This window comes from Bradyrhizobium sp. (assembly GCF_028868675.1).
Taxonomy (GTDB): domain Bacteria; phylum Pseudomonadota; class Alphaproteobacteria; order Rhizobiales; family Xanthobacteraceae; genus Bradyrhizobium.
This window is the reverse complement of record NZ_JAGWUA010000017.1, coordinates 1-14,960: the sequence shown is the minus strand read 5'-3', so window position 1 is coordinate 14,960 and position 14,960 is coordinate 1. Positions and strand designations below refer to the sequence as shown.

15 protein-coding genes and 1 pseudogene are annotated in these 14,960 nt (G+C 65.9%); 6 read left to right on the top strand and 10 right to left on the bottom strand.

What is annotated here, in order from left to right; genetic code table 11:
- Positions 1-6: 6 nt before the first annotated feature.
- From KGM94_RS04355 to KGM94_RS04340, 4 genes are all read right to left on the bottom strand, one after another.
- Positions 7-606 (bottom strand): K(+)-transporting ATPase subunit C, encoded by a 600-nt coding sequence (locus KGM94_RS04355; RefSeq protein ID WP_300255317.1) that lies wholly within the window; start codon positions 604-606, stop codon positions 7-9.
- A gap of 146 nt (positions 607-752) precedes the next feature.
- A complete protein-coding gene (gene kdpB / locus KGM94_RS04350) occupies positions 753-2,870 on the bottom strand; it encodes a potassium-transporting ATPase subunit KdpB (RefSeq protein WP_300255315.1) in 2,118 nt (705 codons plus the stop codon).
- 24 nt (positions 2,871-2,894) lie between these two features.
- Complete coding sequence (gene kdpA, locus KGM94_RS04345; RefSeq protein ID WP_300255313.1) at positions 2,895-4,598, bottom strand: potassium-transporting ATPase subunit KdpA; 1,704 nt, start codon at positions 4,596-4,598, stop codon at positions 2,895-2,897.
- Between the two features lie 115 nt (positions 4,599-4,713).
- Positions 4,714-4,803, bottom strand: coding sequence for a K(+)-transporting ATPase subunit F (locus KGM94_RS04340; RefSeq protein ID WP_300255312.1), 90 nt, complete (start codon positions 4,801-4,803; stop codon positions 4,714-4,716).
- Between the two features lie 609 nt (positions 4,804-5,412).
- Here KGM94_RS04340 and KGM94_RS04335 point away from each other — a divergent pair.
- Together KGM94_RS04335 and KGM94_RS04330 are read left to right on the top strand one after the other, a co-directional pair.
- Positions 5,413-5,880 (top strand): hypothetical protein, encoded by a 468-nt coding sequence (locus KGM94_RS04335; RefSeq protein ID WP_300255311.1) that lies wholly within the window; start codon positions 5,413-5,415, stop codon positions 5,878-5,880.
- Between the two features lie 79 nt (positions 5,881-5,959).
- Positions 5,960-6,349, top strand: a complete 390-nt coding sequence (locus tag KGM94_RS04330) for a hypothetical protein (protein ID WP_300255310.1) — start codon at positions 5,960-5,962, stop codon at positions 6,347-6,349.
- A 9-nt stretch (positions 6,350-6,358) separates the two neighbouring features.
- On the opposite strand, the gene KGM94_RS04325 is transcribed toward KGM94_RS04330, so the two are convergent.
- Genes KGM94_RS04325 through dctP form a run of 5 tightly spaced genes read right to left on the bottom strand, consistent with a single transcriptional unit; the run spans position 6,359 to position 11,734 of the window.
- Complete coding sequence (locus KGM94_RS04325) at positions 6,359-7,615, bottom strand: acetyl-CoA hydrolase/transferase C-terminal domain-containing protein (protein WP_300255308.1); 1,257 nt, start codon at positions 7,613-7,615, stop codon at positions 6,359-6,361.
- A 12-nt stretch (positions 7,616-7,627) separates the two neighbouring features.
- Complete coding sequence (locus KGM94_RS04320; protein WP_300255306.1) at positions 7,628-8,794, bottom strand: acyl-CoA dehydrogenase family protein; 1,167 nt, start codon at positions 8,792-8,794, stop codon at positions 7,628-7,630.
- Between the two features lie 26 nt (positions 8,795-8,820).
- On the bottom strand, positions 8,821-10,110 hold the full coding sequence (locus KGM94_RS04315; protein WP_300255305.1) for a TRAP transporter large permease: 1,290 nt from the start codon (positions 10,108-10,110) through the stop codon (positions 8,821-8,823).
- A gap of 12 nt (positions 10,111-10,122) precedes the next feature.
- Entirely contained in the window at positions 10,123-10,677 is a 555-nt protein-coding gene (locus tag KGM94_RS04310) for a TRAP transporter small permease (RefSeq protein ID WP_300255303.1), read from the bottom strand.
- 28 nt (positions 10,678-10,705) lie between these two features.
- Positions 10,706-11,734, bottom strand: a complete 1,029-nt coding sequence (dctP, locus tag KGM94_RS04305) for a TRAP transporter substrate-binding protein DctP (RefSeq protein WP_300255302.1) — start codon at positions 11,732-11,734, stop codon at positions 10,706-10,708.
- 241 nt (positions 11,735-11,975) lie between these two features.
- On the opposite strand from dctP, the gene KGM94_RS04300 reads away from it, so the two are divergent.
- The 3 genes from KGM94_RS04300 to KGM94_RS04290 are packed head-to-tail and all read left to right on the top strand — an operon-like array spanning position 11,976 to position 14,054.
- A complete protein-coding gene (locus KGM94_RS04300) occupies positions 11,976-12,428 on the top strand; it encodes a MaoC family dehydratase (RefSeq protein WP_300255301.1) in 453 nt (150 codons plus the stop codon).
- The gene (locus KGM94_RS04295) at positions 12,428-13,279 is read left to right on the top strand and encodes a CoA ester lyase (protein WP_300255300.1); all 852 of its coding nucleotides are present in this window, start codon (positions 12,428-12,430) and stop codon (positions 13,277-13,279) included. The genes KGM94_RS04300 and KGM94_RS04295 overlap by 1 nt, the downstream gene beginning before the upstream one ends.
- A gap of 34 nt (positions 13,280-13,313) precedes the next feature.
- Positions 13,314-14,054: an IclR family transcriptional regulator gene (locus tag KGM94_RS04290; protein ID WP_300255299.1), complete on the top strand. Its 741-nt coding sequence runs from the start codon at positions 13,314-13,316 to the stop codon at positions 14,052-14,054.
- Positions 14,055-14,060: 6 nt separating this feature from the next.
- On the opposite strand, the gene KGM94_RS04285 is transcribed toward KGM94_RS04290, so the two are convergent.
- The gene (locus KGM94_RS04285; protein WP_300255298.1) at positions 14,061-14,429 is read right to left on the bottom strand and encodes a hypothetical protein; all 369 of its coding nucleotides are present in this window, start codon (positions 14,427-14,429) and stop codon (positions 14,061-14,063) included.
- A 103-nt stretch (positions 14,430-14,532) separates the two neighbouring features.
- Here KGM94_RS04285 and KGM94_RS04280 point away from each other — a divergent pair.
- A pseudogene (locus KGM94_RS04280) lies at positions 14,533-14,960 on the top strand (hypothetical protein); the annotation flags it as partial.

Here is a 14,960-nt window from a genome sequence, read left to right as displayed (position 1 = left end):
AGGCCGCTACTTGGCCCGGTCGAGCGCCAGGTTCAGAGCCAGAACGTTGACGCGCGGCTCACCCAGCAGGCCCAGCAGGCGTCCTTCGGTGTTGGCCGTAACGATTTGCTTGACCGCGTCCTCCGGCATGTTCCGCGCCTTCGCAACCCGCGGCACCTGGAAGAGCGCGGCTTCAGGCGAGATATGCGCGTCGAGCCCGCTGCCCGAAGTCGTGACGAGGTCGACCGGCACTGGCTGGCTCGGGTTTTCGGCCCTCAGCTTGTCCACATCTTCCTTGAGCCGGTCGGCCAGCGCCTTGCTGGTGGGGCCGAGATTGGAGCCGGACGAGTTGGCGGCGTTGTAGGGCGCCGACACCGTCTTGGTCGAATCGGCCGGATCCGGCGCCGAGGTCGCCGACGGACGGCCGTGGAAATATTTGTCATCCTTGAACTCTTGCCCGATCAGGGCGGAGCCGATGACCTTGCCGTCCTTCTCGATCAGGCTGCCCTGCGCCTGGCTGGGAAAGAGCACGCCGGCAAGACCGGTCATCGCCAGCGGATAGGCCAGTCCCGTAATGACGGTGAGCGCCAGCAAGAGGACGATGGCGGGACGGATTTCTCTGAGCATGTTACGTCTCCTATTCTTCCGTCATTGCGAGGAGCCAACGGGCCCGCGCGAAGCGCGGCCCGATGACAGGCTCCGCGACGAAGCAATCCAGGCTCTCAGCCACGGAAGCATTTCTGGATTGCTTCGCTTCGCTCGCAATGACGATCTCAAGCCAAATGCAAAGCGGTGACCACGAGGTCGATCGCCTTGATGCCGATGAAGGGAATGACGATGCCGCCGACGCCGTAGACCATCAGGTTGCGGCGCAGAAGCGCTCCGGCGCCGACCGCCCGATAAGCGACGCCCTTCAGCGCCAGCGGAATCAGCGCGATGATGATCAGCGCGTTGAAGATGATCGCCGACAGGATGGCGCTCTGCGGGCTCGACAGGTTCATGACGTTGAGCACGTTGAGCTGCGGGTAGAACGTCAGGAACATCGCCGGGATGATCGCAAAATATTTCGCGACGTCGTTGGCGATGGAGAACGTGGTCAGCGCACCGCGCGTCATCAGGAGCTGCTTGCCGATCTCGACCACCTCGATCAGCTTGGTCGGGTTGGAGTCGAGGTCGACCATGTTGCCGGCCTCGCGCGCAGCTTGCGTGCCGGTGTTCATGGCGACACCGACGTCGGCCTGCGCGAGCGCCGGCGCGTCGTTGGTGCCGTCGCCGCACATCGCCACCAGCTTGCCCTTGGCCTGCTCGTCCCGGATCAGCCTCAACTTGTCCTCGGGCGTCGCCTGCGCCAGGAAATCGTCGACGCCGGCTTCCGCGGCGATCGCCGCCGCCGTCATCGGGTTGTCGCCGGTGATCATGATGGTGCGGATGCCCATGCGGCGGAGTTCCGCAAAACGCTCGCGGATGCCGCCCTTGACGATGTCCTTGAGCTGGATGATTCCGAGCAGTCGGCCGTCTCTTGCCACGGCCAGCGGCGTGCCGCCGGCCGTGGCGATCTCGTCAGCGATCGACTGGATTTCCCGGGCCGCGTCCGAAGCCAGCGTGGGCTGGATGGCGCGGACCGCGTTGCCCGACGAGATCGCCTGTGCGGTGCCGCCGCCGACGTAGTTGAGGATGGCGTCGACCGCGCCCTTGCGCACCGACGAGCCGCCTGCGTCGACGCCGCTCATGCGGGTCTGCGCCGTGAAGGGGACGAAGGTGGCGCCGAACTCGGCCATGTCGCGGCCGCGGATGCCGTACTTCTCCTTCGCCAGCACGACGATGGAGCGGCCCTCGGGCGTCTCGTCCGCGAGCGAGGCGAGCTGGGCCGCGTCCGCGAGTTCCTGCTCGGTAGCGCCGCGCACCGAGCGGAACGCTGTCGCCTGGCGGTTGCCGAGCGTGATGGTGCCGGTCTTGTCGAGCAGGAGGGTGTCGACGTCGCCCGCGGCCTCCACGGCACGCCCCGACATTGCCAGCACGTTGAAGCGCACGAGGCGGTCCATGCCGGCGATGCCGATCGCCGAAAGCAGCGCGCCGATCGTGGTCGGGATCAGCGTCACGAACAGCGCCACCAGCATGATGACCGAGATCGAGCCACCGGCATAGGCCGCGTAGCTCGGAATGGTGACGGTCGCGAACACGAAGATGATGGTGAGGCCGGCGAGCAGGATGTTGAGCGCGATCTCATTCGGCGTCTTCTGCCGTTCGGCACCCTCGACCAGCCTGATCATGCGGTCGATGAAGGTCGAGCCCTGCGCCGCGGTGATGCGGACGCGGATCCAGTCCGACTGCACCTGCGTGCCGCCGGTCACCGCCGAGCGGTCGCCGCCGGACTCGCGGATGACGGGCGCGGACTCACCGGTGATGGCGGCTTCGTTGACGGAAGCGACGCCCTCGATCACCTCGCCATCGGAGGGAATGGTGTCGCCGGCCTCGACCAGCACGATGTCGCCGACCTCGAGGCTCGTGCCCGGGACGAGCCTGAAGGCGCGGCCGGCGCCGGTCAGCAGCTTGGCCTGGCTTTCGGTACGGGTCTTGCGCAGCGTCTCGGCTTGCGCCTTGCCGCGGCCCTCGGCCACCGCCTCGGCGAAATTGGCGAACAGCACCGTGAACCACAGCCAGAGGATGATCTGGAAAGTGAAGCCGAGGTCCTCGCCGCCGCTGGCGATGTCGCGCAGGAAAATCACGGTGGTGAGCGCGGCCACGATCTCGACCACGAACATCACGGGGTTCTTGATCATGGCCCGCGGATCGAGCTTGGCGAAGGCCGAGCCGATCGCAGGCATCACGATCTTCGGATCCAGCATCGCCGTAACAGGCATGCGCTTGTTGGGCTTATGGACGGGTTCCATGGACGTGACTCCGAAAGAGCTCGATCAGAAGACATTTCCGGCGTTCATCGCGAGATGCTCGACGATGGGGCCGAGCGCGAGCGCCGGGAAGAAGGTCAGGCCGCCGATGATCAGGATGACGCCGACCACGAGGCCGACGAACAGCCCGCCGGTGGTCGGGAAGGTGCCGACCGAGGCCGCCACGGACTTCTTGGCCGCAAGCGATCCGGCGATCGCCATCGCCGGGATGATCATGAAGAAGCGGCCGACGAACATCGCCGAGGCGAGCGTCAGGTTGTAGAAGAAGGTGTTGCCGGTCAGGCCGCCGAATGCCGAGCCGTTGTTCCCGGTCGACGACGTATAGGCGTAGAGCACCTCGGTGAAGCCATGGGGCCCGGCATTGGCCATCGACGCCACGGCCGGCGGATAGACCACTGCGACGGCGGTCCAGCCGAGATACATCAGCGGCAGCACCAGGATCGCGAGCATCGCCATCTTGACCTCGCGCGTCTCGATCTTCTTGCCGACATATTCCGGCGTGCGGCCGACCATCAGGCCCGCGACGAAGATGGCGAGGATGACGAACAGCAGCATGCCGTAGAGCCCGGCGCCGACGCCGCCGACGATGATCTCGCCGAGCTGCATGTTGATGAGCGGGATCATGCCGCCGAGTGCGGTGAAACTATCATGCATCGCGTCGACGGCACCGCAGGAGGCCGCAGTGGTGACCACGGCAAAGAGTGAGGAGGCGACGATGCCGAAGCGGACTTCCTTGCCTTCCATGTTGCCGCCGGAGAGCCCGAGCGCCTGCAGGGTGGAGGTGCCGCTGGCTTCCGCCCAGTAGCAGACGGCAACCCCGGCGAAGAACAGCACGCCCATCACCGCGAGGATCGCCCAGCCCTGGCGCTGGTTGCCGACCATGCGCCCGAACACGTTGGTGAGTGCCGCACCGAGCACGAAGATCGAGAGCATCTGCACGAAATTCGACAATGCGGTCGGGTTCTCGAAGGGATGCGCGGCGTTGGTGTTGAAGAAGCCGCCGCCGTTGGTGCCGAGCATCTTGATCGCGACCTGCGAGGCGACCGGGCCGACCGCGATGGTCTGCCTGGCGCCTTCCAGCGTGGTGGCCTCGACATAGTCGCCGAGGGTCTGCGGCATGCCCTGAGAGACGAGAAACAGCGCGTAGACGATACAGATCGGCAGCAGGACGTAGAGGGTGCACCTGACGACGTCGACCCAGAAGTTGCCGATCGTGCCCACCGAGGCCCGGGAGAAGCCGCGGATCAGCGCCACCGCCAGAGCGATGCCGGTTGCCGCCGACAGGAAGTTCTGGTGCGTCAGGCCGACCATCTGGGTCAGGTAGGACAGCGTGCTTTCGCCGCCGTAGTTCTGCCAGTTCGTGTTGGTGATGAAGGAGATCGCGGTGTTGAAGGAGAGATCCTCGGCGACCGCGGACTGGCCGGCCGGATTGAGCGGCAGGAACGCCTGCAGCCGCATCAGCCCATAAATGATCAGGACGCCGCCGACGTGAAAGAGCAGCATGGCGACCGTGTAGGTCAGCCAATGCTGCTCGCGCGTCTCGTCGACGCCCGAGATCCGGTACATCCCGGCCTCCACGGGGCGCAGCACGGGCGACAGGAAAGTGCGCTCGCCGTTGAACACCCGGGTCATGTAGCCGCCAAGCGGCTTGACCAGCGCGACGACGATCGCGAAGAAGACAACGATCTGGAGCCAGCCGATCACGGTCATGATTTGGGTCCTTGACATCAATCCTTGATGAACCCTCACGGGCGCATCGCCGCGAGACGCAGAGCCGGCAGGAGGGCGACGACAGGCGGCGGCCGCCAGCAATCTTGGGAGTGAGCTAGAAGCGCTCGGGCCGCAGCAATGCGTAGGTCAGGTAGAACAGCAGGCCGAGCGAGACGATTCCGGCGAGTGTATAGTCGAACATCATACTCGCCTCCCTCACAGCCTTTCGCAGGCGTAGGTGTAGCCGATCGCGAGCGCGAACAGGCCGAAGGCCAGCGCCAGCATCAGAACGTCCATCATGGGAGTTCTCCTTGTTGCGCTCATTCCCTCACGCAACCTTCCTCTGTTGCCGGGCCGATCGCTTGCGGCGAACCCGATCCGTTTGCGCATGGCCCGGCCGGAAATCTCGCCGGCTGAGGTGCCATTGCCGGCATAGGTTTTCGAGATGGCGACCCCGGCGAAGTTATAGGAATCTCATAAGGGCCGCGGATGCGATCCTGGCGTTGTCAAGTCGGCAAGGCAAAAGAAGCTGTCGTCCCGGGCAAGCGGAGCGCGACCCGGGACCCATCATCCCGGGGAGCAGTCGCTGCGAAGGTCCGGGCCGCGGTCTTCATTCCGACAACAAAATCCTGTGGTTATGGGTCCCTGCCTTCGCAGGGACGACACCGGTGTGCTTGGCGAGCGCTTCGCCCCCCGTCCACACTTATGAAATCCCTATATCTCCAGCCATCGCCTCATCTCGTTTTCAAATGCTCCGCCGGCCATCTTGGTGGCGCCGGTGGCCTCGTGCCGCCGCCCAAAGCGAGATATGACCATGTCCGTTCTCCGCCACCACTACGATCCGGCTCCGCCTGGCGAAGTGCTGCGCAATGCGCATGCAGTCACGCGGCCCCTGATGCTTGACGTCATCGACAACGCCTGCCGGCGCTTTCCCTCGCTGGGCCAGAGCAAAAAGGCGGCACGACTGACACGGCTGGTCGACGCGGAGGCCTGGGCCGATGCGGCGCTCGCGCTGCTCGAACTCGAACTGCCGCTGTGGCAGGTCCGCCGCATCGCCTATGACGAGGGCGAGTGGCACTGCGCCCTGTCGCGCGAGCGCGAGCTGCCGGACTGGCTGGACAGCGCGGTCGAGGCGCGACACGCGGACCTCGCGCTTGCCCTGCTCTGCGCGTTCACGGAAGCGCAGCTCCTCATGGCCGAGGCCAGCCGGCCAAGCGTCCCCTCCGTCCGTCCGGCGCCGCACCCGCTCTATGAGCCCGTCGGATGCGACAGTTTCGGTTAAACAAGTCGAGGTTCGAATCGTGACGCAATCTGCGCACGTTGCGACAGAATATATGCATCGCGATCGCGAGGAGGCCGCAATGGCCGCGATCACCTTCAATACCGCACATCGCCCGGCTGGTCCTCGGGCTGACGAGCGCGCGACGGCCGTGTACCAGCCCAGGACTCCGTTTCAGCCGCTCGATCCCGACGTCGTCAGCGCGTCCATTCCGGCATTCTTCATCGGGCGGAACAGGGCCGGCCTCTGGGTCGCACGCGAAGCCGCAGGCCACATCGGCGGACTCTTTCTCTTCAGGAGTTCGGCGGTGGAGTTCGCCAGGATCGCGAGCGCTCCGTCGCGCTGCGCGCTGGTGTACCCGGCCGAGACCTTCGAGCTCGACGTCAAGAATCAGGGCAATCCGCTGATCGCCCGGCTCGCGCGCTGGATGGGCCAGGCCAGGCGTCGCCTCGGGCAGATCGCGGCGGAATGACGCGCGCGGTCAGGCGTCCCGCATCATCTGCCGGCACCGTGCCACCAGCCCGTCGCGATGCTCGGGCGCCGCGATCGCGATCATGCGGCGCGCGCGCTCGGCAAGGCCGCAGCCGCGCAGCTCCGCTACACCCCATTCGGTGACGATGGCGTCGACGTCGGCGCGCGGCGTCGTCACCGTCTCGACGTCGGGCACGATGCGACTGGTCCCGCCGGAAGTCGTCGCCGGCAACGCGATGATCGCTCTGCCTCCCGGCGAGGTGTTGGCGCCACGCACGAAGTCGAGCTGCCCGCCAATCGCGCCGACCGCCACGCCGTCCAGCGTCTCGGAATTGACGCTGCCGTCGAGGCCGACCTGCAGCGCGGAGTTGATCGCAACCAGCCGTTCGATCCGCGCGAGCACGGACTGGCTGTGCGTATACGACGCGGGCCGGACGCTCACCGCCTCGTTCCGGTCGACGAAACGATAGAGGCGCTGCGTGCCGATCACCTGGTTGGTGACGGCGATCCCGGAATCGATGCCCTTGCAGGCATTCGTCACGGCTCCGCACTCGATCAGGTCGACCACGGCGTCATTGATCAGGCCGGAGTGAATGCCGAGGTCGCGGGCGTGCGAGAGCGAGGACAGGATCGCGTCCGGGATCCGGCCGACGCCGAATTGCAGCGTGCTGCCGTCGGCGATCAGCCCCGCCGCGTGCGCGGCGATCCGGCGCGAAACGTCGTCGAGCGGCGGCGACGGCAACTCGACCGGCGGCCGGCGGGCGGCGACGCGAACATGCAGCGGCACGTCGTCGGGCCACTCGGTGCCATAGGTCCAGGGTGCGTCCGGATTGATCTCGGCGACGACGAGGCGTGCGCGCCGCGTGGCGTCGATCACATAGTCGTTGGAGAGGCTCGCACTCAGCCGTCCGTCAGGAGCCTGCGCGAGTTGCACCAGGACGACATCGGCGCGGTGCCGCCCCGAGGCGAAATCGACGCAGAAGGCGCTGTAGTTGCTCGGGATCACGTCGAGCCGCCCGGCGCGCGCCAGCCGCCGCGCATTGCCGATCACGCCGTAGCTCGCGAACGAGATGTTCGGCGCGCAGCCGGCGGGAAAGGTATCCGAGAATACCGGGCCGACCAGCATGCGAAACGGCGGCAACCGATCCGCCTGCGCGACCAGCGCTTCAGTGAGGGTGCGCGGCTCCGCGGTCGCCTGCCCGCAGACCACGAGATCGCCTTCCCGGATGATGCCGGTGAAGTCGATCGCTGTCGCCTTCCCGGGCACGGCGCGGCACGATCAGTAGGATTTCGCCAGCCCGAGCACCTTTTCCGCGATGAAGCTCAACGCGAGTTGCGGGCTGACCGGGGCGATGCGCGGGATCAGGATCTCGCGCAAGTACCGTTCGACATGGAATTCCTTGGCATAGCCGAAGCCGCCATGGGTCATCACCGCCTGCTCGCAGGCCTGGAAGCCGGCTTCGCCCGCGAGATATTTTGCGGCGTTGGCGGCGGCCCCGCACGGCATGCCCTTGTCGTATTGCCAGGCGGCCGACATCACCATCAGCCAGGCGGCCTCGAGTTCGACCCAGTTCACCGCGAGCGGATGCTGGATGCCCTGGTTCTTGCCGATCGGGCGATTGAAGACGATTCGGGTCTTGGCGTATTCAGTCGCGCGCGACAGCGCGAGCTTGCCCAGGCCCACCGCCTCCGCCGCGATCAGGATGCGCTCCGGGTTCATGCCTTCGAGGATGTACTCGAATCCGCGACCTTCCTCGCCGATCCGGTCCTCCATCGGGATCTCGAAATCCTCGAAGAACAGCTCGTTGGAATCGACGATCTTGCGGCCCATCTTCTCGATCTCGTGGACCTTGATCCGCTTGCGGTCGAAATCGGTGTAGAACAGGCTCAGGCCATGGGTCGGCGAGCGCACCTCCTCCAGCGGCGTGGTGCGCGCGAGCAGCAGGATCTTGTGCGCGACCTGCGCGGTCGAGATCCAGACCTTCTGGCCGTTGACGACGTAGCGGTCGTTCTTCGCGACCGCGCGCGTCTTCAGTTGCGTGGTGTTGAGCCCGGTGTTGGGCTCGGTGACGGCAAAGCAGGCCTTTTCGCGCCCCTCGACCATCGGCGGCAGCATGCGCTTGCGCTGCTCCTCGGTGCCGAACACCACGACAGGATTGAGCCCGAACACGTTGATGTGCACGGCGGAAGCGCCGGACATGCCCGCGCCCGATTCCGCAATCGTACGCATCATGATCGCGGCCTCGGTGATGCCGAGGCCGGAGCCACCATAGGCCTCCGGCACGCAGATCCCCAGCCAGCCGGCATCGGCCAGCGCCTTGTGGAAATCATGGGGGAAGCCGCCGTCGCGGTCCTTGTTCAGCCAATAGGCGTCGTCAAAGCCGTCGCAGATTTTTGCGACGGACTCGCGGATGGCCTCCTGCTGGTCGGTGAGCGCGAAATCCATGCTCGATCTCCTTGAACTCGGGTCGCCTAGCGTCCCATCTGCGAGGGCAGCCAGAGGATGATACCCGGAAACGCGACCAGGATCGCGATCGCGATCAGGTGCGCGATGAAATGCGGAAACGTGCCGTGGAACACCTCGGCCACCGGACGCTTGGCGTAGCGAGCGACGATGAAGCAGTTCAACCCGACCGGCGGGGTGATCATGCCGACCTCGGCGGTGACGATCTTGATGACGCCGAACCAGATCGGGTCGAAGCCGAGCGTCTTGATCAGCGGCAGCACGATCGGAACGGTCAGGACCAGGATCGCGATCTGGTCCATGAAGGAGCCGAGCACGATGTAGCCGCACAGGATCAGGGTGATGATCACCCAGCGCGAGGTCGGCAGCGAGCCGATCCAGGCGACGAGGTCCTGCGTGACGTGGGTCAGCGTGAAGAAGTAGCCGAAGATCGAGGCGCCCACCAGGATCATGATGATCATGCAGGTGCCATGGCAGGCGCGCAGCAGCGTCCTGTAGAGCGATGACGGCGTGATCTTGCCTTTGACGATCGCGAGCAGGAAGGCGCCGAACGCGCCGAAGGCCGAGGCCTCCGTCGGTGTCGCGACGCCGAGATAGATGGTGCCGGTGACGATGGAGAACAGCACGACCATCGGTGAGACCTGCCATAGCAGCGAGAACTTTTCGCGCCACGGCACGGACTTTGCGCCGGGCGCGCGCGACGGGTCCTGCCAGACCAGGAAATAGATCGTGGCCATGATGGTGATCGTCACCAGGATCGCCGGGATGATGCCGGAGATCAGGAGCTTGCCGATGTTCACTTCCGCGAGCAGACCGAAGATCACGAGCGCGACGCTGGTCGGCAACAGCATCGACAGCGTGCCCGAGATCGCGACCACGCCCGCCGCCATCTTCGGCTCATAGCCCTGGCGGATCATCGCCGGCAGGCTGGTCGAGGACAGCGTCGCGGCGGAGGCCGTCGAGGTGCCGCAGATCGCACCGAAGCCGGCGCCGGCCAGCGCCGTCGCCATGCCGAGCCCGCCGGGAATGCGTCCGACCCAGGCCGACGCCGTCTTGAAGAGATCGTCGGCGACGCCCGACAGCAGCACGAGGTCCGCCATCAAGAGAAACATCGGGATGGTGATCAGCTCGTAGGACGAGACGGTCGAGAGGGGCGCGGTCTGCAGAATGCCGAGCAGCGTCCCGGTGCCGCCGACCATCATGAGGCCGACCGAGCCGGCAAACGCCATGGCAAAGCCGACCGGCGTGCCGAGCGCGAGCAGGCAGAACAGGAGGCCGAGCACGATGAGAGGTGTCATGGATGCCGCCCGCTACTCGAAGGTCCGGGCTTCGCCGATCCCGGTCACGGGCGGCAGCGGATAGAGATCGCGGCCGCTGACCAGGCTCAGCACATTGCCGACGAGTTGCAACGCGAGTCGCAACACCAGCACGCTGCAGCCGAACGGCACCAGCGCTGCCGAGATCCAGGTCGGCCAGGGGATCGCGCCGGAGAGCACGTCGTGCTGCTCGTAATTCTCCAGCGCGCGCTCGAAGCCGACCTTGCAGATCAGGACGAAGACGAACAGGCCGACCAGCGCGGTGATAATCTCCGACAGCCGCCGGCCGGCCTCCGAAAAGTGCGAGAGCAGAATGTCGACGCCGACATGGGCGTGCTCGCGCAAGCCGTCCGACAGCGTCAGGAAGAACACGCCAGCCAGGAGATAGAGTCCGATCAGATCATAGGTGAAGGAGAACGGGCGGTTCATGACGTAACGCATGAACACGTCGGCCACCACCAGCACCATGATCACGAAGAGAAAGACGACCGCGATCACCGTGAGCGCGCGCTCCAGCGCGCCGAGCGCATTCCCTGCCCGCTTGATCACGTCCGGCGCCTCCCTGTTTCGCTCGCGTCTATTTCGCGCCGCCGGCTGCGAGCAGGCCTTCGAACTCCTTGAGCGCGGCGGACGCCTGCTTGCCGCGGCTGTCGAGCCCGGCTGCCCATTCCTGGCCGACGCCCTTGAGCTTGTCCTTCATCTCCGCGCGCGTCGCGTCGGAAAGGGAATTGAAGCTGACGCCCTCATCCTTCAGATGCTGTTTGGTTCCGTCCTGCTCCTTGTCGACGTCGGCACAAGACTTCGGCACGATCGCCTCGGACGCCTCGTCCATCGCCTTCTTGACGTCGTCGGGCAGCTTGTCCCAGACCGACTGGTTGATCGAGTACGCCACGATGAAGCTGCCGAAGCTGACGCCTTCGGTGGCGTGCTTGACGAGCTTGTCCAGGCCATAGGCCACGACGCTCTCCATCGGGAACAACAGCCCGTCCATCGTGCCGCGCGACAGCGACTCATAGGCGTCGGGCGCCGCCATGCGCACCGGCACGGAACCGAGCGCGCGCAAGGTCAGGTCCTGCGCGCCGCCGGTGGTGCGCAGCTTCAATCCCTGCATGTCCTTGATCGTTTCGACCTTCTGCTTGGCGGTCCAGACCTGGTAGGGCGGCAGCACGACCTCGAACAGCAGCTTGATCTTGTTGGGCGCATATTCCTGCTTCGCCAGAATGCCGCCGCGCGCGCTCTTCCAGTAGGCGAGCGTGCCCTGGCAGCTCGTCTCGAACGCGCCCGGCAATTGCGCGACTTCCGACAGCGGCATCTTGTCGGAGACATAGGACGGCCCGATGTAGCCGATGTCGACCACGCCGGACTGCGTCAGCCGCAGCATGTCGGCAGCCTTGCCGATCTGCTGGTTCGGATAATAGGTGAAGGTCACCGCGCCGTTGGTCCGCCTGGTGACGTCGTCCATCCACGGCTTCAGCATCAGGCGGACGAGGTAGTGCCCGGCGGGGAAGGAGTCGGCGACCTTCAGCTCCAGCGCCTGCGCGCCGACATTTGCCACCGGCAGCGACAACGCGAGCACCGCAGCGGTCCAGACCCAATTCCTCTTCATTCGCTCCTCCCTGACGCAACGCAATGCCGCGGCGGTCGCGGGCCGGCTGCGGAGCCGGCTCGCCCTGCATGCATTTCTTGCTTGAGAAGAAAGTACATATATGTGAATTTGTCTGTCAAGATCATGAATGATGCAGCGTACTACGCGCGGAAAGAGTCGTTTCGAATGCTCATGTCGCGGAATTTTCAGACATCTTGTTCACATATGTGAACAATGTGCAGCGCGCTCGGGGAGAGACAGGATGGCTGGACTTTATTTCGAGGATTTCAGCGTGGGTCAGGAGTTCAGGCATCCGCTGACGCGAACCGTCACCGAGATGGACAACACGCTGTTCAGCCTGCTGACGCTCAATCCGCAGCCGCTGCACATCGATGCGCATTTTTCGGCGCAGACCGAATTCGGCCAGCGCATCTTCAACAGCCTCTACACGCTCGGCATCATGATCGGCATGACCGTGTACGACACGACGCTCGGCACCACGGTCGCCAATCTCGGCATGACCGACGTGACCTTCCCTAAGCCGGTATTCCACGGCGACACGCTGCGCGCGACGACGAAGGTGCTCTCGGTTCGCGAATCGAAATCGCGGCCGAAGGCGGGGATCGTCGAGTTCGAGCACCACGCCTACAACCAGAACGACGAGGTCGTCGGCCGATGCCGCCGCATGGCGATGATGCACAAGAGGCCCGCCTGATGCGCTCCATGCTGTTCGTGCCGGGCGATTCCCCGCGCAAATTCGAAAAGGCCAGCCAGGCCAAGGCCGACGCGCTGATCCTCGACCTCGAGGATTCCGTCGTCACCGACAAGAAGGACGAGGCACGCAGGCTGACGCGCGACATGCTGCAGGGCGCGCGCGGCCCGCATCAGCTCCATGTGCGGGTCAACGCGCTCGACACCGGCATGACGCTCGCCGACCTCGCCGCCGTGATGCCTGGCCGGCCCGACGGCATCGTGCTGCCGAAGTCGAACGGCGGCGACGACGTCCAGCAGGTGGCGCTGTGGCTCGACGCGTTCGAGGCCGCAGCCGGCTCGAAGCCCGGGTCCACCCGCATCGTCGTGGTCGCAACCGAGACGGCGTCGTCGGTGTTCGGGCTCGGCAGCTACAAGGGCTGTTCGCCGCGGTTGGCCGGCCTGATGTGGGGCGCGGAAGACCTGTCCGCGTCGCTCGGCGCCACCGAGAAGGCATCGGGCGGCGTCTTCCACAGTCCCTATCGGCTCGCGCGCGATCTCTGCCTGATCGCGGCGGCGGCCGCCGAGGTCGCGGCGATCGACACCGTCTATACCGACATCGACAATCTCGCGGGCCTGGAAGCGGAGACGCGCGCCGCACGCCGCGACGGCTTTTCCGCCAAGGCTCTGATCCATCCCAAGCACGTCGACATCGTCAATGCCGCGTTCGAGCCGACCAATGCCGAGCGAAGCTGGGCGGAGAAAGTCGTCGCAGCCTTCGCCGACAATCCCAACTCGGGCACGCTGCGCCTCGATGGCATGATGATCGACAAGCCGCATCTTCGCGCTGCGAAGAAAATTCTCGGCCTGCCCTAGATCGGGACGAGGCGTCGCGAAGCACCGGACCGCAATGATCGTTCGACAAGCCGCAAACATCCTGGAGATCATGGAGTTCTTCGCGCAGACGAAGAAGCCGGCGACGCTCGCCGAGATCGCGGATCATTTCGGCTGGCCGCGCTCCTCGACCTTCAACCTGCTCGCGACGCTGTCGGAGAAAGGCTATCTCTACGAACCGAGGCCGCGCGGCGGTTTCTATCCGACGCCGCGCTGGCTCGCCATGGCGCGGATGGTGTCGGAAGTCGAGCCGTTGCCGCCATGGACGCACGCGCTGATCGCGGAATTGTCGGCGGAGACCGGCGAGACCGCGTCGATCACAGCGCCCTCGGGCCTCTGGGCCGTCTTCATCGACGTCGTGGAGTCGCAGGCGCCGATCCGCTATTTCGCCACCATCGGCCATCGCGTGCCGATCCATGCAGCAGCGAGCGGGCGCGCGCTGCTGCTGCAATATTCCAGGGAGGAGCGCGACGCGCTCTATCGCAAGATCGAGTTCAGGCAATACGGGCCGTCGACGCCGATCAGCATCGAGGCGGTCGAGACCGAGTTGCGCAATTCGACCGCGCGCGGCTATTGCCAGAGCTTTGGCGACTACAGCCGCGATCTCGCGGGCGCGGCGATCCCGCTGCCGATCGGCGACCGCCGCCTCTCGGTCGTCGTCGCCGGCCCCGAATTCCGCATCGGGCCGAAAGTGCCTGAGGTCGCCGCACTGATCACGCGCACCGTCGATCGCCTGCGGCCCAAATCGGCGGCGTAAGGGGCGCTACTCGAATCCCTGGACGGGGGGCGCTGCAGCCGACCGCGCCGGAGATGGCGCCGGCGCCGGTCGCGTGGGCGCAGAAATTTGCGCGACGCGGCCATTGGCGTCCATCGGTGCGCTGGCAGGGGCGGAACGCGCGGCCTCATGCACGCGCTCGCGCCTGGCGGCACGGGAGCCGCGCAATCCCCATGATCGCGCGATCGACGGTCCGGCCGCATAACCGACAAAGGCGCCGGCGACCGCGCCGACCGGCCCCAGCACGATCGCGCCCGACACGGCGCCCAGCGCGGCATCGCCAGCCCGTTCCTGCGCGCCTGCACCGGCCGGCCAAAATGCCAGCATCGCGATGACGGCTATCAGCGCTTTCTTCATCGGATCGTCTCCCCTGACGGAAAGACCACTCGTCCCGAAATATGGCGGCACGAGGTTGATTTGTCGCTCATACGGGGGCGCTTGCCGGATGTAGGATCGACAAATGGAACCCGTCGCACTTGCTCGCGCGATCCGCGTGGTGTCGATGGCGCTGCTTGTCGCCGCGATGACGCGCGCGGCCTGCGCCGGAGAGCCGGCGATCCTGCCGTCGCGCCTGCCGGCGATCGGCACGGTCGATCCCCGCTTCCAGTCCTACAATGTGGAGATGGTGGAGGTCACGGGCGGGCGGTTCTGGAAGCCCTATTCGCCCGGGATGAGCGCGAGCATCGCTGCCGAGCGCTACAGCGACCGGCCGCCGATCGATCTCGCGAACCCGCGCTTGCGGAGACTCGCCGCAGCGCTCGGGCCGGCCTACGTGCGTATCAGCGGCACCTGGGCGAATGCAACGTTCTTTGCCGACACGGCGCACGCGCCGGACAAGCCGCCGCCCGGATTCAACGGCGTGCTGAGCCGTGCGCAATGGCGCGGCGT